Origin of the sequence: Xanthobacter autotrophicus, from assembly GCF_005871085.1 — a bacterium.
Lineage (GTDB): Bacteria > Pseudomonadota > Alphaproteobacteria > Rhizobiales > Xanthobacteraceae > Xanthobacter > Xanthobacter autotrophicus.
Genome location: NZ_VAUP01000022.1, coordinates 444396 through 461935, shown reverse-complemented (window position 1 = coordinate 461935; position 17540 = coordinate 444396). Strand labels below are relative to the sequence as shown.

Annotated in this window: 14 protein-coding genes and 1 riboswitch; of the genes, 8 read left to right on the top strand and 6 right to left on the bottom strand. The window is 65.9% G+C overall.

Annotated elements, in window-relative coordinates; all coding sequences use genetic code 11:
- Window positions 1-65: 65 nt before the first annotated feature.
- A riboswitch (guanidine-I (ykkC/yxkD leader) is annotated at window positions 66-176 on the bottom strand.
- A 254-nt stretch (window positions 177-430) separates the two neighbouring features.
- A complete protein-coding gene (locus tag FBQ73_RS10900; RefSeq protein ID WP_138399495.1) occupies window positions 431-1447 on the top strand; it encodes an AI-2E family transporter in 1017 nt (338 codons plus the stop codon).
- Window positions 1448-1487: 40 nt separating this feature from the next.
- On the opposite strand, the gene FBQ73_RS10895 is transcribed toward FBQ73_RS10900, so the two are convergent.
- Window positions 1488-2963, bottom strand: a complete 1476-nt coding sequence (locus FBQ73_RS10895) for an alpha/beta hydrolase (protein WP_138399494.1) — start codon at window positions 2961-2963, stop codon at window positions 1488-1490.
- A 192-nt stretch (window positions 2964-3155) separates the two neighbouring features.
- Here FBQ73_RS10895 and FBQ73_RS10890 point away from each other — a divergent pair, with 192 nt between their 5' ends.
- From FBQ73_RS10890 to FBQ73_RS10875, 4 genes are all read left to right on the top strand, one after another.
- Complete coding sequence (locus FBQ73_RS10890) at window positions 3156-3620, top strand: DUF2948 family protein (RefSeq protein ID WP_138399493.1); 465 nt, start codon at window positions 3156-3158, stop codon at window positions 3618-3620.
- A 94-nt stretch (window positions 3621-3714) separates the two neighbouring features.
- Complete coding sequence (gene hisD / locus FBQ73_RS10885; protein WP_138399492.1) at window positions 3715-5007, top strand: histidinol dehydrogenase; 1293 nt, start codon at window positions 3715-3717, stop codon at window positions 5005-5007.
- Between the two features lie 16 nt (window positions 5008-5023).
- Complete coding sequence (locus tag FBQ73_RS10880) at window positions 5024-5518, top strand: UPF0262 family protein (protein WP_138399491.1); 495 nt, start codon at window positions 5024-5026, stop codon at window positions 5516-5518.
- Window positions 5519-5524: 6 nt separating this feature from the next.
- Window positions 5525-5986: an arsenate-mycothiol transferase ArsC gene (locus FBQ73_RS10875; RefSeq protein ID WP_138399490.1), complete on the top strand. Its 462-nt coding sequence runs from the start codon at window positions 5525-5527 to the stop codon at window positions 5984-5986.
- Between the two features lie 169 nt (window positions 5987-6155).
- Here FBQ73_RS10875 and FBQ73_RS10870 read toward each other — a convergent pair whose 3' ends face one another.
- Complete coding sequence (locus FBQ73_RS10870) at window positions 6156-7508, bottom strand: GntP family permease (RefSeq protein WP_138399489.1); 1353 nt, start codon at window positions 7506-7508, stop codon at window positions 6156-6158.
- 188 nt (window positions 7509-7696) lie between these two features.
- Window positions 7697-8266: a gluconokinase gene (locus tag FBQ73_RS10865; protein WP_138399488.1), complete on the bottom strand. Its 570-nt coding sequence runs from the start codon at window positions 8264-8266 to the stop codon at window positions 7697-7699.
- Window positions 8267-8522: 256 nt separating this feature from the next.
- On the opposite strand from FBQ73_RS10865, the gene FBQ73_RS10860 reads away from it, so the two are divergent.
- Complete coding sequence (locus FBQ73_RS10860; RefSeq protein ID WP_138399487.1) at window positions 8523-9575, top strand: HTH-type transcriptional regulator GntR; 1053 nt, start codon at window positions 8523-8525, stop codon at window positions 9573-9575.
- Window positions 9576-9756: 181 nt separating this feature from the next.
- Entirely contained in the window at window positions 9757-10038 is a 282-nt protein-coding gene (locus FBQ73_RS10855) for a DUF2798 domain-containing protein (RefSeq protein ID WP_138399486.1), read from the top strand.
- A gap of 76 nt (window positions 10039-10114) precedes the next feature.
- Here the strand turns inward: FBQ73_RS10855 and rpoD are convergent, their stop codons facing one another.
- The 3 genes from rpoD to FBQ73_RS10840 form a co-directional block, all read right to left on the bottom strand.
- Complete coding sequence (rpoD, locus tag FBQ73_RS10850) at window positions 10115-12115, bottom strand: RNA polymerase sigma factor RpoD (RefSeq protein ID WP_138399485.1); 2001 nt, start codon at window positions 12113-12115, stop codon at window positions 10115-10117.
- 292 nt (window positions 12116-12407) lie between these two features.
- The gene (dnaG, locus tag FBQ73_RS10845; protein ID WP_138399484.1) at window positions 12408-14327 is read right to left on the bottom strand and encodes a DNA primase; all 1920 of its coding nucleotides are present in this window, start codon (window positions 14325-14327) and stop codon (window positions 12408-12410) included.
- A gap of 169 nt (window positions 14328-14496) precedes the next feature.
- Window positions 14497-15519 (bottom strand): acyltransferase family protein, encoded by a 1023-nt coding sequence (locus tag FBQ73_RS10840; RefSeq protein WP_138399483.1) that lies wholly within the window; start codon window positions 15517-15519, stop codon window positions 14497-14499.
- Between the two features lie 598 nt (window positions 15520-16117).
- Here FBQ73_RS10840 and FBQ73_RS10835 point away from each other — a divergent pair.
- Window positions 16118-17533 (top strand): alanine/glycine:cation symporter family protein, encoded by a 1416-nt coding sequence (locus tag FBQ73_RS10835; protein WP_138399482.1) that lies wholly within the window; start codon window positions 16118-16120, stop codon window positions 17531-17533.
- Window positions 17534-17540 lie beyond the last annotated feature (7 nt).

Sequence of the window (17540 nt, the reverse complement as noted above, 5' to 3'; positions counted from 1 at the left end):
CCCTTCGTTTCGAACGATTGGGAACTGGCGGAAACCCAAGTGCCGCCAATTCCTTGGCCACTGAGGTCTCCCGGGCTTTTATCCCGCCGTGCACCCGCCCCGGATGTCTCCCGGAGCAGTGGCAGCTCTCGGACCAGCACATCCCGCAGGATGCCGGAACCCTAGCCACCAACTCGTCCTGATATCAAGCAACGGGCGTGCCAGATGATGGTTATAATAAAATCAATGACTTGCCGATTCCACGCGGTTGGGATGTGCGTGGGAGTCGTGCACTCGCGGCATAATTATTGAGCATAAGTGCCATTCTCTGTGCGCATTGCATACATCGGCGCTCGGCGACGAAGCGCCCCGCGCGCCGGCCGGGTCCCCTCGCCATCCGGCTGCGCTTGAGGTAGTCGGTGCAGGCCCGCTTTCGGGGGAAGGATGCAGCATGAAGTTTCCGGTCGGTCTCGCCGCGGCGATCTTGGTCTTTGCCGCCCTGTATGTCGCGGACACCCTGATCGTGCCGGTGGCCTTCGCCGTATTCGTCATCGCCGTGGTCTACCCGCTCCAGTCCCTGCTGGAGAAACGCCTGCCGAAGCTGCTGGCCGTCCTGGCGACCCTCGTCATCACCCTGGCGGTGGTGGGCGGCGTGTCGTCCGTGGTGGTGTGGGGCTTCAGCCATGTGGCCACCTGGGTGTTCCAGAACACTGCCCGCTTCCAGGTGCTCTATGGCCAGGCTGCCGCATGGCTGGAAGGGCACGGCTTCGTGCTGGCGGGCCTGTGGGCCGAGCATTTCGACGTGCGCTGGCTGCTGCGGGTGTTCCAGGATATTTCCGGCCGTCTGCAGGGGCTGGCGAGCTTCCTCGTCTTCACCTTTGTCTATGTGCTGCTGGGCCTTCTGGAAGTGGATGCCATCAAGAGTCAGGTGCTGCGGCTCGGCCGCACCGGGCGTGCGCCGCACCTGCCGGCGGCCCTTGCGGACACCGCTGCGAAGCTCCAGAAATATATGGCGGTGCGCACGCTCATGAGCATCGCCACCGGCGCGGTGGTGTGGGTGTTCACGCTGACCGCCGGGCTGGAGCTGGCGCTTGCCTGGGGCGCGATCGCCTTCGCCATGAACTATATTCCGTTCATCGGCCCGTTCGTGGCGACGCTGCTGCCGGCGCTGTTCGCCCTCGCCCAGTTCGAATCCTGGGAAATGGCCCTGTTCGTCTTCGCCTGCCTGAACGTGATCCAGTTTCTCTCCGGCTCCTATCTGGAGCCGCGCCTTGCCGGCAAGGCGCTGGCGGTGTCGCCGTTCCTGGTGCTGTTCTCGGTGTTCTTTTGGGCCTTCCTGTGGGGCATCGCCGGCGCCTTCATCGGCGTGCCGATCCTCATCGCCGTCCTCACCATCTGCGCCCACCACCCGTCGTCCCGCTATGTGGCGGAGCTGCTGTCCGGCCAGACGGTTCCGGAGGAAATCTAAGCCCAAGCCGGCGCGGCGCCCTGAGCGACGGCTTCCTCATTTACCGGGCGGGGGGCAGGCCCGCTGCCACGCGCTCAGCGAGGTAAGGGAAGAAGGGGTTGGAGGACATGCGCACCAGCATGTCCATGCCCACCACCAGCGACCCGAATTCCCCCCGGGCAGCGATGTCGCCGAGCCTAATGCCGAAGGTGTCGGAAAGGTCCGGCTCCAGTCCGTAGAGCCCGTCGGAGAGCGGGAACGGGATCGCCACGTGGGACAGGGAATAGACATCGCCCGGATAGCTGACCGAGAGCGGGCGTGTCGTCTCCTCGGTGGCGTTGGCGAGGGTCTCGCGCACCTCCATGGCCTCGGTGGTGGTGGAGGCATTGGCAATCACCGCCGTGCGGAACCGGCGCGGCGCGGGCGGCAGCAGTCGGGAGAGGGCGGTGCCGGCATTGACCGTCAGCAGTTCCTCGAACTGCCCGCCGCGATTGATGTCAAACAGCACCAGCTCGCTGCCGTTGTCGTCGAGACGGGCGTGCAGTTCGTCGATCACCGCGCGGGTGCTCACCGTGTGGTCCAGCACCGACTGGAAGGTCAGCACCGGGGCGAGGCCCGACAGCCGCCCGGTGCGCGAATGGCGGACGATGTTCGCCTGCAGCGCTTGCGTCAGGAGAAAGGACTGACGCGCCGCATGCACCGGGAATGAATTGTATTTGAACGGGTTGAATTCGGGGATCAGGTTCAGCCACGCCGCCTTGGCGAAGGCGGGAAAGATGGCCGGCAGGCCGGCGAGGCCGGCGAAGCGCGCGAACTCGGTCACCCCCACCATGGGCGACATCAGCACGATGCGGGACGGCGCCACCAGCGAAGGATCGTCCAGCGCATCCAGCGCATGCATGAGGGCCAGCGCCCCGCCGTTGGAATAGCCGACGATATGCACCGGCTTGTCCGGCCCCACGCGGCGGCGGGCCTCGCGCATGGCAAGGCGGGTGGCGGCGATCCAGTCCTCGTAATCGGTCTCGGTGAGGGCGCCGGGCACCGTGCCGTGGCCCGGGAGGCGCAGCACGATGGCGACGAAGCCATGATCCGCATAGAGCTTGGCCAGGTGCCGGTGGCTGTAGGGCGAATCGGTGAGGCCGTGCAGGAACACGGCCGCCCCCTCCGGCGCGCCTTTGGGCTCCAGCACATAGGTGCGGTTGAAATCCTGTGCGAAGCGGCCGGGATAGATGGGGCTGGCGTCATAATAGCGGTTGAAGCGCACCCGGTCGGAGGGGGGCAGCTTCTGCGTCACCTTGGCCTGCACGGCGGCGAACGCCTTGCCCTCGGCCTCAAGGTATTGGGCAAGGTCAGCCTTTGCCAGCGCGCCGCGGCTGAGTTCCGGCGGCACGAAGGTATGCCATGGCTCCAGCGGCGGACCGCGCTGGCTGTCCACCGCCCGCACCACGAAGATGGTGAGGACGACAACGGCCACCAGCAGCGCGAAGAGTTTTACCGCGCGCGTTGAGCCCCGCCACAGCGGGCCGAAAATCCTCATGGTGCCGTCATCCCTTTTGCCGTGTGTGCCGGCGCGGGACCCCTATAGGTCGCTGGAAGGCCATGGCAAAGGCGAAGCACGGCGCCCTGCCATGCGCAAGCGGCACGGCGCAGACCTGTGCCGCGCCTTTGCCCCTTGAAGCGCGGGGGCGTGATCGCTATCTGCGATGCATGCCAGAAAGGCAGTGTCGCCATGGAAAATCTGAAGCTCATCGCCCTCGACGACGAGGATCTCGCGATCTTTTCCGCCCATCTGCAGGATGCGGTGGTGAAGACGGTCGATATGGGGTTCCTGCCGCGGTTGCAGCGCTTCGCCATGGTGCTGAACCGCTTCGACTGGGACCAGCAGGTCTGCGCCAACGAGACCGTGCGCCGCCGCACTGGCCTGCATTTCGAGCGGGTGCGCGACGTGAAGTGCCGCAACATGGAGGAGGCGCGCCGTACCGGCGTGCTCAATCTCCTGGCCGTCACCTTCATCCCTGGCGAGACCCCCTCAGGCTTCGTGCTGCTCACCTTCTCGGGCGGAGCGGAAGTGCGGCTTGAGGTGGAGTGCATAGAAGCCGGCCTGCGGGACCTCGGACCCGCATGGGGTTGCACGCATGCGCCCAAGCACCCGGTGCCGGAAGAGGCGCCGGAATCCAAGGGCACCGCCGCTTGAGCGGGGCTGCGGAGGCGCTGGCGCTGTATGCCGCCGGCGCGGCACGGTGACCGCGGGGCTTCCCTCGCGGGCGAACCTGATCTAGCAAGGCGCCATGCCGATCCGCCTCATCACCGAACAACCCGATTTTCCCGAACGTTTCACCACCTTCCTCGGCTCCAAGCGCGAGGCCTCGGTGGACGTGCAGGAACAGGTGGCCACAATTATCGCCGACGTGCGTGCGCGCGGCGATGATGCCCTCGTCGACCTGTCGCGCACCTTCGACCGGGTGGACCTTGCAAAGCTCGGCCTGCGCGTGACCGACGCGGAGCTGGACGCGGCCCTCGCCTCCATCCCGCCGGAGACCCGCGAGGCGCTGGCCTTTGCCAAGGCGCGCATCGAATCCCATCATGCCCGCCAGAAGCCGACCGACGAGACCTATCGCGACGCCGCCGGCGTGGTGCTGGGCCATCGCTGGACCAGCGTGGACGCGGTGGGGCTCTACGTGCCCGGCGGCACGGCGGCCTATCCCTCGTCCGTGCTGATGAATGCGGTGCCGGCGCAGGTCGCGGGCGTGCCGCGCATCGTCATGGTGGTGCCGGCGCCGGATGGCGAGATCGCGCCTCTGGTGCTGGCGGCGGCACGTCTGGCCGGCGTGCACGAGGTCTATCGCGTGGGCGGCGCCCAGGCGGTGGCGGCGCTGGCCTATGGCACCAAGACCATCCAGCCGGTGGACAAGATCGTCGGCCCCGGCAACGCCTATGTGGCGGCCGCGAAACGGCAGGTGTTCGGCAAGGTGGGCATCGACATGGTGGCCGGCCCTTCCGAGGTGCTGATTCTGGCCGACGGGGACGCCAGCGCCGATTGGATTGCCGCCGACCTCCTCGCCCAGGCCGAGCATGACACCGCCGCCCAGTCCATCCTCATCACCGATTCGCCCGAGCTGGCGGACCAGGTGGAGAAGGCGGTGGAGGGCATGCTGGCAACCTTGCCGCGCGTGGCCATCGCCTCCGCCTCCTGGCGCGACCATGGCGCCGTCATCCTGGTGCCGGACCTCGCCTCGGCCATCCCGCTGGTGGACCGCATCGCCCCAGAGCATCTGGAAATCCACGCCGCCAATGCGGACGAGCTCGCGGCCAAGGTACGCCATGCGGGAGCGATCTTCGTGGGCGCCTTCACGCCGGAGGCCATCGGCGATTATGTCGGCGGCACCAACCACGTGCTGCCCACCGCCCGCTCGGCGCGCTTCTCCTCGGGCCTGTCCGTGCTCGATTTCATGAAGCGCACCTCAATCCTGAAGCTCGACGCCGGCGCCTTGGCGCAGCTCGGGCCGGCGGCCGTGCGCCTCGCGGCGGTGGAACGCCTCGACGCACATGGGCGGTCTGTCTCCATCCGCACCAACAGATGATCGGAAGGACGAGGCGATGAGCGACAAGCCGGATGCGCGCCCCCCAGCCCGCCTCAGCGCGGTGACGCTCGACGATGCCTCCATCGGCCATTCCAGCGCCGACATCGACCACGAGCGCGCCACCGCCATCTGGGACCTCATCGAGGACAACACCTTCGCCCCCTGCAACGATCCGGGGGCTGGTCCCTACACGCTGCACATCTCGCTCATGGAAAGCCGCCTGGTGCTCGACATCAAGCGCGAGACTGGCGAGCAGGTGGTGCAGCACCACCTCTCACTCACCCCCTTCCGCAAGGTGGTGAAGGATTATTTCCTCGTCTGCGAGAGCTATTACAACGCCATTCGTTCCGCCTCGCCGAGCCAGATCGAGGCCATCGACATGGGCCGGCGCGGGCTGCACAACGAGGGTTCGACGCTGCTGCGCGAGCGCCTCGACGGCAAGGTGGAGCTGGATTTCGATACCGCCCGGCGCCTGTTCACGCTCATCTGCGCCCTGCATTGGAAAGGCTGAGCGACCATGGAGCCGCCTGCGGTACCCAAGCGCTCGGCGCGACCGCAATCGGTTCTTTTCATGTGCGGGCAGAACGTGGTGCGCTCGGTGATGGCGCAGGCGCTGGCCAAGCACCTGTTCGGCAAGTCCATCTATGTGGCCTCGGCCGGCGTGATCGCGGGCGATGCCGACCCCTTCGTCACCGCGGTGCTGGATGAAATCGGCCTCGACGTGAAGAAGCACCGGCCGCAGAGCGTGGAGGACCTCGAGGAATATGAGGGCCTCAGCTTCGACCTCGCCATCACCCTGTCGCCGGACGCTCACCACCGCGCGCTGGAGCTGACCCGCACCAATGCTTTGGGCGTGGAATACTGGCCGACCTCGGATCCATCGCGGGAAGCCGGCAACCGCGAGCAGCGCCTCGACGCTTACCGCGCCGTGCGCGATGAACTGGAGCAGCGCATCCGCGCCCGCTTCCGCCAGCCCTGAACCCAGCCCGCGCGGCGCTTGAGCGAAGAGATCCCGGATGCGCAGCATCCAGCCCGCGCGGCGCTTGAGCGAAGAGATCCCGGATGCGCAGCATCCCCCGGGATCGCGAGAAAACCACGCCCGCCGCCGGACTTGGGGAAGCAGCGGCGGGCGTGCTGTCGCGGCGGAGCTACACCACCAGCGACAGAGCCATGATGAGGCCGAGGGCCACCACCGACAGGATCGTCTCCATGGCGGTCCAGGTCTTGAAGGTCTCTTCCACCGTCATGTTGAAATACTGCTTCACCAGCCAGAAGCCGGCGTCGTTGACGTGGGAGAGCACCACCGAGCCGGCGCCGGTGGCCAGCACCAGCAGCTCGCGGTTGACCCCAGGGGTGAGCGCGAGGACCGGGGCGACGATGCCGGCGCCGGTGATGGTCGCCACCGTGGCCGAGCCCGTGGCCACCCGGATCACCGCCGCCACCAGCCAGGCGAGGAGGATGGGGTTCACATGGGCCTGCACCGCCATGTGGCCGATGACATCGCCAACGCCGCTTGCCACCAGCATCTGCTTGAAGCCGCCGCCGGCGCCGACAATGAGGATGATGCCCGCCACCGGCAGGAGGCTGTCGTTGAGGTGCTTGCCGATAACCTCGCGCGAGAAGCCGCGCGCGCTGCCGAAGGTGTAGAGCGACAGCAGCAGCGCCGCGAGCAGCGCGGTGATGGGATGGCCGATGAGATCCAGCCACGCCCGCACGGGATGACCGGCCGCGAAGGTCACGTCGGCGAAGGCCTTCAGCAGCATCAGCACCACCGGCAGCAGGATGGTGGCGAGGGTGACGCCGAAGCCGGGCAGGGTGTGGGTGCGGGTGTCCTGCACGAACTGGGCGACCAGTTCCGGCGAGGCGTGGCCTGGAATGCGCTTTGAAATGAACGAGCCGAACATGGGCCCGGCGACGGCGGCGGCGGGAAGGCCGACGATGAGGCCGTAGAAGATGGTTTTGCCGATATCGGCGCCGAACACGCCCACCGCCAGTAGTGGTCCGGGATGGGGCGGCACGAGGCCGTGCACGGCCGAGAGGCCGGCCAAAAGCGAGATGCCCACCTTCACCAGCGACACGCCGGTGCGGCTTGCCACCACGAAGACCAGGGGGATGAGAAGCACGAAGCCGATTTCGAAGAACAGCGGAATGCCCACCAGGAAGGCGGCGAGCATGATGGCCCAATGCACCCGCTGCTTGCCGAAGGCGTCGATAAGGGTCTGGGCGATCTGGTCCGCGCCGCCCGATTCAGCCATCAATTTGCCCAGCATGGTGCCGAGGCCGAGCACGATGCCGACGAAGCCAAGCACGCCGCCGAAGCCGTCCTGGAACGACTTCATGATGAGGTCCACCGGCATGCCGGAGCTGAGCCCCAGGAAGCCTGCGGCCAGGATCAGGGCCACGAAGGGGTGGACCTTGAAACGGGTAATGAGGACGATGAGGCCGATGATGGTCACCGCCGCGTCGACCAGTAGAAATGTGTCCTTGCTCATGCCCAGCATGCGTTCCTCGTAGCGTTCTTGCAGTTCAGTGGAAAAATACCGTTCGCTGGTCCTGTGTCCGGGACCCTGCCGATGGCGATGACATGAATGAGTTTGGTTGACGCTAAGTGAGATAGCGCTATCTCAAAGGTGCGGCAGAGCCGTGCGACAGAGATCCTGGATCAGGCGGACGAAAGGGATGGAGGGTGTCAGATGGCCTGACTGAGAGTGGGACCTGGAACCCTTCGAGCCCCCGAGTTGGCCGCTTGAGGCGCGCGCCACCATTCCACAATGCGCGGCGCCATCTCCGACAATGGGAGCGTGGCATCAAGGGTCAGGGTGAGGGCTTCCGCCGAAGGGCGCTCCAGCGCGGCGAACTGGCTGTCGATGAGGCTCGCCGGCATGAAATGGCCGGGCCGCTCGGCCACTCGGCGGGCGGCCATTTCCCGTGTGAGATCAAGGAAGACGAAGCCGAGGCGTGGGACGGCCGCACGCAGGGCATCACGATATCTGCGCTTCAGCGCCGAGCAGGTGAGAACCGGTGTCGCGCCGTCGCTGAGAGTGCGTGCCATCTCCTCGCCGAGACGCGCCAGCCAGCCGGCGCGGTCGTCGTCGTCGAGTGGAATGCCGGCCGACATCTTGGCGATGTTGCCGGCGGGATGGAAGCTGTCGCCTTCGATCAGGCGGGCGCCGGCCAACTCGGCCACAGCCGCGCCGACGCTGCTTTTGCCGCAGCCCGAAACACCCATCACCACCAGGGCTGCAATTCTCTCGCCCATCCTTGTCCCCTCTTGCCGTCCGGCAGTGTCTCTCGGCAACGTCACGCGGCATCAACAAAGATAGCGCTATCTCCAATCGGTGAAAGCATACCTGCCATGCAGCGCCGGACCATTGACCTTAAGTCGAGTATGCCCCTAAATCTCAAACACATGGCGCTTCCGTTACTGTGGAATGCGCAAATTCTGGCTTGATGCCGTCGAGATAGCGTTATCTTATGCGCTGTCGGCGGCAGCTATCAAGCGGAAAACGCGTCCCATGTCTCCACGCTCTTCGGGAGGATCGTCCGGCGGTCCCCCTCGCGGGTCGCGCGCCAGCGGCCGCCCCACCCTGGCGGAGCTGGCCCGGATCGCCGGCGTCTCGCCGATCACGGCCTCCCGCGCCTTGCGCGGCGTGGCGAGTGTGGATCCCGATCTCGCAAAGCGCGTGCGGGAGGCGGCTGCGGCGCTGAATTATGTGGCCAATCCCGCCGCGCGCACCCTTGCATCCGCCCACAGCGAAGCGGTGGCGGTGCTCATTCCCTCCCTCTCCAACCTGCTCTTCATCGACACGCTGGAAGCGATCCACGACGTACTCATGCCGCGCGGCCTGGAGGTGTTGATCGGCAATTTCCACTATTCGCCGGAGGAGGAGGAGAAACTCGTCCGCAACTATCTGGCCTACCAGCCACGCGGCATCCTGCTCACCGGGCTGGAGCAGACGCCGGCCACGCGCGGCCTGCTCGCGGCCAGCGGAATCCCGGTCGTCTACATGATGGAACTGAGCCGGGAGGCCGGGCTTCACAGCGTCGGTTTCTCGCAGGAAGAGTCCGGCGCAGCGGTGGCCAGCCACCTGCTGGCCCGGGGGCGGCGAAATCTGGCTTATGTGGCGGCCCAGCTTGATCCGCGCGCCCTCGAACGCGGGCTCGGCTTCCAGCGGGTGCTGGCGGGAGAGCGCGAGGTGCGGCCCCCGGTGTGGCTCTCGGTGCCCGAGCCCTCGTCGGTGGCCCTCGGCGGGGAACTGTTCCTGCGCCTGCTGGAGGCCTATCCCGACATCGACGGCATCTTCTTTTGTAACGACGATCTCGCCCAGGGCGCGATCTTCGAGGCGACGCGGCGGCAGATCCCCATTCCCGGCCGGGTCGCCGTGGTGGGCTTCAACGACCTGCCCCTGTCGGCCCACATGGCGCCGCGACTCACCTCCATCCGCACCCCACGGGCCAAGGTGGGGGAGGCGGCCGCACGCCGGCTCGTGGCCCTCATGGAGGGCGATTGCCGCGCCGAGCCGGCCATCGACCTGGGCTTCGAGTTGGTGGCGCGGGAAAGCAGCTGAGGCTCGATCCTGCCGCAGCGGATCTTGACCGCGCCCCGGTGGGCATGGTGTAAACGGGATGCGCTCGCTCTGCGGCGCCGTAAGCGTCCGACGTCAGGCAACGCATCCATACCGGTCCTTGGCCGGTTCGGGTGCGTATGCGATCCGGACCCGCCGGGACCATCCTGAAGGGATGGCCCAGATGGCCTCTTCGAACTTTCCCTCTTCAAACTCTCCCAAGTTCACCCGCAAGCTACCGGCGCGCTATGCCGGCATTCTCATGCCGCTGGTGCTGTCGGTGCTGATGACCTTCGTGGTCTCGGCCATCGCCACAGCCAGGAGCCTGGGCTTCGGCCCGGATTTCCTCGCCACTTGGCCCACCGCCTGGGCGCTGTCGTGGGTGGTGGCCTTTCCCACGCTGCTGCTGGTGCTGCCCGTGGTCCGGCGGATCGTCGCGCTGCTGGTGGAGGCGCCGGCGCGCTGAAAACGCTCCAAAAGAAAAGGCGGCACAAGAAAAGGCGGCACTTGGGCCGCCTTTTCCGATCAGATATGCCGCCCGCTCAATTGTCGAGGAATGACCGCAGCTTGCGCGAGCGCGAGGGGTGCTTGAGCTTGCGCAGCGCCTTCGCCTCGATCTGGCGGATGCGCTCGCGGGTCACCGAGAACTGCTGGCCGACCTCTTCCAGGGTGTGGTCCGTGTTCATGCCGATGCCGAAGCGCATGCGCAGAACGCGTTCCTCGCGCGGGGTGAGGGAGGCCAGCACCCGCGTGGTGGTCTCGCGCAGGTTGGACTGGATCGCCGCGTCGATGGGCAGGATGGCGTTCTTGTCCTCGATGAAGTCGCCGAGGTGCGAATCCTCCTCGTCGCCGATGGGCGTTTCGAGGGAGATGGGCTCCTTGGCGATCTTCAGCACCTTGCGCACCTTCTCCAGCGGCATGCCGAGCTTCTCGGCCAGTTCCTCGGGAGTGGGTTCGCGGCCGATCTCGTGAAGCATCTGCCGGCTCGTGCGCACGATCTTGTTGATCGTCTCGATCATGTGCACGGGGATGCGGATGGTCCGTGCCTGATCTGCGATGGAGCGGGTGATGGCCTGTCTGATCCACCAGGTGGCGTAGGTGGAGAACTTGTAGCCGCGCCGGTACTCGAACTTGTCCACCGCCTTCATCAGGCCGATGTTGCCCTCCTGGATCAGGTCCAGAAACTGCAGGCCGCGGTTCGTGTACTTCTTGGCGATGGAGATGACGAGGCGCAGGTTGGCCTCCACCATTTCCTTCTTGGCCTGGCGGGCTTCCTTCTCGCCCTTCTGCACCATCTGCACGATCTTGCGGAACTCGGCGATCTCCAGCCCGGTCTCGGTGGCCAGCGCGTGGATGTCGCCGCGGATCTCGTGGATGGTATCCTTCTCGTGGCCGACGAAGCCCTTCCAGCCCTTGGTGCCGAGCTTCGACACCCGCAGCAGCCATTTGGGGTCCAGTTCCGCGCCCATGTAGTTCTTCAGGAAGTCGTCGCGGGTCACGCCATAGCTGTCGGCGAGGCGCAGCAGGCGCCCCTCCAGCCCTACGAGGCGCTTGTTGATCTCGTAGAGCTGCTCCACCAGGGCGTCGATGCGGGCCTGGTTGAGGGACAGGCTCTTCACGTCGCCGACGAGGTCTTCCTTCAGCTTCTTCGCCTTGCGCTCCTGCGCCGGCGACAGCGTCTCGTTCTTCAGCTTGGATTCGACGTTCTGGTCCTGCAGCCGCCGCAGCTTGGTGTAGGACGAGGCGATGCGGTCGAAGGTTTCCAGCACCTTCGGCTTGATCTCCGCCTCCATGGCGGCGAGCGACATGGAATTTTCCATGTCGTCGTCGTCACCCTCGGGACCGGGGGCGTCGCCCAGAAGGCCGTCTTCCCCCGCCTCAGGGGCAAGGGCTGCTTCCTCGCCGAGCGCTGCGGGCGGGTTCTTGCCTTCGGGGCCGGCGTAGGTGGCCTCGAGGTCGATGATGTCGCGCAGCAGCACGCGGCCTTCGGTGAGCTCGTCGCGCCAGATGATGATGGCCTGGAACGTCAGCGGGCTCTCGCACAGGCCGGCGATCATGGCCTCGCGGCCGGCCTCGATGCGCTTGGCGATGGCGATTTCGCCCTCGCGGGAGAGCAACTCCACCGAGCCCATTTCGCGCAGGTACATGCGCACCGGATCGTCGGTGCGCTCGGCCGGCTCGGACTTGGTCTCGGAGCGCGCGACGGCGCGCGGGGCGGGCTCGGCGAGCTCGCCGCCCTCGGCCTCCTCGGGCTCCTCGGCGGTCTCGGTCTCCTCAGCGCCCTCTTCGGCCTCGGCTTCCTCGGCCTCGATGACGTTGATGCCCATGTCGTTGAGCATGGCGAGCGTGTCCTCGATCTGCTCGGAGGTGACTTCCTCGGAAGGCATCACCTCGTTGAGCTGCTCGTAGGTCACATAGCCCCGACGCTTGGCATTCTTGATCATCTTCCGGACGGCGGCGTCGGAGAGGTCGAGCAACGGCCCGTCGGGCGCGTCGGTCTCCTTCTCGGGAGCCTCGGTCGCTTCGGAAGACTGCTTCGCCATAGACTTCTCCTGCGGATCCTGCTGAGTGCCAACAGCAGAACGGCGGCGCGGCGCCTCGGCCGTGCCACCTTTTGCCTTTGCGCCCGGGAGCGGCTTTTTTGACGCCATCCCGTTAAACCAGCCTGAACGCACTTCCAACCCCTATGGTTGATGCGTTAGGCTCCCTTTCATTCTGCTTCGCTTACCGCCGTAGCCACCATGGGGGTGGCCGACAGCCGGGAAGCGAGAAGAGTGCCGTTGTCCGCCTTGACCCCGCATGTTCCGGGAACCCAGTTCCAGCAACACGACCGGTTCAAAGGGAGCGCACCGCACTCCGGCCTGATGACGCACCAAAACCTTCCACCAGTGCTTCGGTTCCATCCAGCGCCGAAAGGCGCTCGCGGACGTCCCGAAGCCAAGCAAAATTGGCTTCGCTGGGGTCTTCCCCCAAAGTGCGTTCGGCCTCCTTCAACTCTCTAGATAGCGCGTGAGCCTTGCGATGCAAGGCCGTGCGCTGATGCCACCAGAGTCGCACATCGTTTGGCGCGGTATCTGGATATGCTGGCCAGTCATGCCGGGGGTTTGCAAATGCCTTCACACGGCGGGTGAGGGCATCGATATCCGCCTGCCCCAGCCGTTCCGTGAGGGCTTCTGCATCGGCGCCCTCAAGGTGCGAATCAATCAGGATGCGGCGCAGGCGATCTGCCTCCGGGTTGGCCAGCGGCAGGCTTGCCACGTCCTCATCCGCCTCGTCCAGCAGGAAAGTGTGGTTGATGAGGCAGAACAGCAAGAGCGCCTCGTTGCGGGGCAGGGCAGCCATGGGTCCGCGCACCAGCGCGCTGCGGGCGATCTCGGTGCCGCGCGGCACCAGCGGCGGGGGCGAAGGTGGACCGCGGCGGCCGCCGGACGGCTGCCAGCCCTCCTTCCAGCCCTCCCGCCGGGCCCTCGCGGGCGCGCGGTCCTGCGGGGAGACTAGGGCGTTGAAGCGGCTCAGCAATTCCTGGCGGTAGTGCTTGCGCACCGTCTCGTCGGCGATGGCGGAGACCACCTCGCCGAGGCGTGCTTCGAGGCCCGCGCGGCGCTCCGGCGTGTCGAGGGTGGCGGTCTCGCTCTCGCGTGCCCAGAGTTCCGCAACCAGCGGACGCGCCTGGGCCAGCACGGCCTCCATGGCCTCGCGGCCGGAGCGGCGGATGAGGTCGTCGGGGTCCTGCCCCTCCGGCAGGGTGGCGAAGGCGAGGCTGCGGCCGGCCTTCAGGTGCGGCAGGGCGAGGTCGAGGGCGCGATGGGCGGCGCGGCGGCCGGCCTTGTCGCCGTCGAACAGCAGCAGCGGCTCTTCCGACATGCGCCAGAGCAACTGCAACTGATCCTCGGTCAGCGCCGTGCCCAGAGGCGCCACGGTGGCACCGAAGCCGGCCTCGGCCATGGCGATCACGTCCACATAGCCTTCCACCGCGATCACCCGGGCCCCCGACTGGGCGGCGGTGCGGGCGGCGGCGCCGTTATAGAGCAGCGATCCCTTGTGGAAGAGCACCGTTTCCGGGGAATTGAGGTATTTCGCCGGAACATCCTTCTCCAGCGCCCGGCCGCCGAAGCCGACGATGCGGCCCTTCAGGTCGGTGATGGGGAACATGACCCGGTCGCGGAAGCGGTCGTAGGGCACGGGAATGTCTTCGCCGGCGATCAGCAGTCCGGCCTCCACCATGTCCTCCACCGGCACCCCGGCCTTGCCCAGCGCCTCCTTCAGGCGGAAGCGCTCGCCGGCGGCATAGCCGAGGCCGAATCGCTTCTGGGTAGCGGCGCCCAGTTCCCGGTCGGCGAGGTAGCCGCGGGCCTTGGCGCCGAGGCGTGATTGCAGCGTCTCCTCGAAATGCCGGGCGGCGAGGGACATGACCTCGAACAGGGTATGGCGGCGGCGTTCCCTGGCGGCCGCCTCCGGGGTCTCCTGCGGCAGAGGCAGGCCGGCCATGGCGGCGAGCCGCTCCACCGCCTCGCCGAAGGGCACGCCCTCCGTTTCCATCAGGAAATCGAACACGTCGCCATGCTTGCCGGAGGAGAAGCAGTGATAGAAGCCCTTCTGGTCGTTGACGAAGAAGGACGGAGTCTTCTCCGCGTTGAAGGGAGAGAGGCCGGCGAACTCACGCCCCTGTTTCTTCAGCTTGACGCGTCGGCCCACCACTTCCGACACGGGAAGGCGGGCGCGGATCTCGTCGAGGAAGGCGGGCGAAAAGCGCATATGGCCTAGTCTGTGCCTGGTCTGTTAGGTCGTCGATGGGGGCGCGGCGATGGCGCGTACAGCCGCCGTGGCCGCACGACGGACGCCACGGGAGGAGCCTTGTAACAGTGGGAGGCGTCGCCTCTCTTGTAAAGCGCTGCTTATCGGCGAAGTCGGGTTATTACACAATCTAAGATTGTGTTTTTCCCACCCATGGGGCCTCGAACAGCCAAGGTGCTACACGCGCCAGCGCCAGCCCTGCGAACAGGGCCGTAGGCAGGGCGATGGCAAAGATCAGATAGGGCGTCGCGGGCAAGTTGGACAGCCCGGTCACAGCGAACCCGTTGACCAGATAGACGATCAAGATCTTGTGCAGCAGGTAGATATAGAGCGTGCGCCGGCCGATGAAGCCGAGGGCGGTTGCGATGAGGGTGCCCTCCACCGCTTGGCAGAACTGGCAGACTGTGAAGATGCCGAGGGCGCTGGTCAGCAGCGTGAGAGGGGCGAGGTGGTCCGCGTCGTACGAGAGGATGGCGCTGCTCAGCGCCGCAAACGCGGCGAGCGTCACCGGCCATAGACGCCGGTAGGCCTGGGAGCACGTATTTACCGCGTCGAACAGATAAATTCCCAGAATGAAGAACAGCGGGAGGCGTGCCATGCGCGTTGCGAAGGTCAGCGGCTCCCATTGACCGTCGGTCACGCTGACTGTGTAGGAGAGGAGCAAAATGCCGATTGCCACCGGTTTTGGCAGAAGGCGGGCCACCTTGGCGATCGCGAAAAGCACGGCGAGCGCGAAGATGAACCAGAGATACTCTAATGGAGATACGAAATTTACGATATAGTCAGAAATATATAGCGGATTCCCATTCTTTATTTCACGTACGCACACCACTAAAATGAAGAATATTGTCATCCAAATGGTGTATATATAATAATAATTGAAACACCTTTTTCTGAAGAGGCTCGCCCAGTTTCCGGCGGTGGCCTTTGCAGCGAAAAATCCAGCGGCAAAAAAGAACAGAGGCATGCGCACGAAAATTAAAAGGGTGTTGATGGCAAGTTCTGTCCCCGCGGTGTGCCACAGCACGACCAGGCAGATGCTGATGCCCTTGGCGCTGTCCACCCAATCCGCCCTTTTTTTCGGTTGATCGAGGGGAGCCGCCGGGCTGATCGGCTCGCCTCTAGTGATCTGCCGATCCAGTTCGAGTTTCATTGGCCGCTCGTTCAAAATTGAGCGGTGAGGACGGCTCCTACGCCGTTCGTCGGAAGGCGGATATCGTCAGCCACGCGGCTGAAGACCTGTCTCCCGGGTATCTTGTGCCCGTGACTCTTCGCTTTGTGTGGCTTCGTCTTGCCCCGGAGGGGTGATGGCGGCGTGGGGGACAGGCCGGCCAAGCTGCCCACACGGTTACACAGCGTACCCGCCATGCCTCGCTCCTTGATTCACGCCATGCGTGTATCGCCCTATCTTCTAAGGATACCGCCATTTGCCATGCGGCGAAAGATGCCGCGATGCAACCTTTGATCTGTAATTACGCAAATTGCGAATCGTGTCTTGGGCGTCATCCGCGGGTGAATGCCCAACAGCCGGTTGCATTATCAAAATACCACTACAGGCGGGGCCTGTGCGGTGGGTTGTGCAGCGCCCCGTTGGCCGTGGCCGGATCAAGCCGTTCTCTTGCTGTCCTCGTTATCCACAGCACGCCACGGCATGGCGTAGCGGTACTTTCGGGGGCGTATCGCTGTGGACCCCGTCGCCGACCACCGCTAGCCTGACTGGCGCACGTGGGCGTTGCATGGGGGCGGGCGCAATGGACGCACTGATCGATTTAGTGAACACGATTTTCTGGGGCTATATCCTCATCTACGGCCTGTTGGCGGTGGGCGTGTATTTCACCTTCCGATTGCGCCTCATCCAGATCCTGCATTTTCCCGAGATGCTGCGCTCCGTGCTGCGGGCGGATGCAACCGACAAGTCCGGCATCACGCCGTTTCAGGCCCTGTGCACCTCGCTCGCGTCGCGGGTGGGCACCGGCAATATCGCCGGCGTCGCCGTGGCGCTCACTCTCGGCGGGCCGGGCGCCATCTTCTGGATGTGGGTGGTGGCGGCCCTCGGCATGGCCACCGCCTTCGCCGAGAGCACGCTCGCCCAGCTCTACAAGGTGAAGGACGAGCAGGGCCGTTATCGTGGCGGGCCTGCCTTCTATATCGCGCGCGGGTTGAAGGCGCCGTGGGCCGGAGGGGTGTTCTCGGTCTGCCTCATCCTGTCTTTCGGCCTGGTCTTCAACGCCGTGCAGGCCAATTCCATCGCCGATGCCATGCACGGCGCCTTTGAAATTCCCAAGCTCTGGACCGGGCTGGCCGTCGCCGCGCTCTCGGGCGTCATCATCTTCGGCGGCATCGCCGCCATCGCGCGCACCGCGGAACTGGTGGTGCCGTTCATGGCCTTGGCCTATGTGGCCCTCGCGCTCTATGCGCTCGTCACCCATCTCGGCGCCGTGCCGGCCATGCTCGGCCATATCGTCGGCAGCGCATTCGGCCTCGAGCCGGCTGCCGGCGGCGTTTCGGGGGCGGTGGCCGCGGCCATGCTCAACGGGGTGAAGCGCGGCCTGTTCTCCAACGAGGCCGGCATGGGCAGCGCGCCCAACATCGCCGCCGTGGCGACGCCCGATCCCCACCACCCCGTGAGCCAGGGCTTCGTGCAGTCACTGGGCGTATTCATCGACACCATCGTGATCTGCACCGCCACCGCGCTGCTGATCCTGCTGTCGGGCGTGGAACTGGGGACGGTCACCGGCACCCAGCTCACCCAGGCGGCGCTGGAGGCGCATGTGGGCGGGCTGGGGCGCTATTTCATCGCCATCGCCATCTTCTTCTTCGCCTTCACCTCCATCATCGGCAACTACTCCTATGCCGAGAATGCGCTGGTGTTCCTCGGCCACGGCCATGTGTCCGGGGTGGTGATCCTGCGTCTTGGCGTGCTGGCCATGGTGGTGTGGGGTGCGATCCAGAGCGTCGCCACCGTGTTCAACCTGGCGGACGCCTCCATGGGCCTCATGGCCTCCATCAACCTCGTGGCCATCGTGCTGTTGTCGGGCACAGTGGTGCGGCTGGCCCAGGACTATCTCGCCAAGCGCAAGTCCGGCGTGGAACCGCTCTTCATCGCCAGCGAGATGTCCGACCTGCCGCCCGGCGTGGATGGAGAGATCTGGAAGCGCAAGCGCTGACCGGATC

Coding starts and splice junctions, on each gene's coding strand:
- FBQ73_RS10890 (WP_138399493.1), top strand. CDS start 3,156: ATGGAAAATCTGAAGCTCATCGCCCTCGACGACGAGGATCTCGCGATC.
- hisD (WP_138399492.1), top strand. CDS start 3,715: ATGCCGATCCGCCTCATCACCGAACAACCCGATTTTCCCGAACGTTTC.
- FBQ73_RS10855 (WP_138399486.1), top strand. CDS start 9,757: ATGGCCTCTTCGAACTTTCCCTCTTCAAACTCTCCCAAGTTCACCCGC.
- FBQ73_RS10900 (WP_138399495.1), top strand. CDS start 431: ATGAAGTTTCCGGTCGGTCTCGCCGCGGCGATCTTGGTCTTTGCCGCC.
- rpoD (WP_138399485.1), bottom strand. CDS start 12,115: ATGGCGAAGCAGTCTTCCGAAGCGACCGAGGCTCCCGAGAAGGAGACC.
- FBQ73_RS10875 (WP_138399490.1), top strand. CDS start 5,525: ATGGAGCCGCCTGCGGTACCCAAGCGCTCGGCGCGACCGCAATCGGTT.
- FBQ73_RS10840 (WP_138399483.1), bottom strand. CDS start 15,519: ATGAAACTCGAACTGGATCGGCAGATCACTAGAGGCGAGCCGATCAGC.
- FBQ73_RS10835 (WP_138399482.1), top strand. CDS start 16,118: ATGGACGCACTGATCGATTTAGTGAACACGATTTTCTGGGGCTATATC.
- FBQ73_RS10880 (WP_138399491.1), top strand. CDS start 5,024: ATGAGCGACAAGCCGGATGCGCGCCCCCCAGCCCGCCTCAGCGCGGTG.
- FBQ73_RS10865 (WP_138399488.1), bottom strand. CDS start 8,266: ATGGGCGAGAGAATTGCAGCCCTGGTGGTGATGGGTGTTTCGGGCTGC.
- FBQ73_RS10860 (WP_138399487.1), top strand. CDS start 8,523: ATGTCTCCACGCTCTTCGGGAGGATCGTCCGGCGGTCCCCCTCGCGGG.
- FBQ73_RS10895 (WP_138399494.1), bottom strand. CDS start 2,963: ATGAGGATTTTCGGCCCGCTGTGGCGGGGCTCAACGCGCGCGGTAAAA.
- dnaG (WP_138399484.1), bottom strand. CDS start 14,327: ATGCGCTTTTCGCCCGCCTTCCTCGACGAGATCCGCGCCCGCCTTCCC.
- FBQ73_RS10870 (WP_138399489.1), bottom strand. CDS start 7,508: ATGCTGGGCATGAGCAAGGACACATTTCTACTGGTCGACGCGGCGGTG.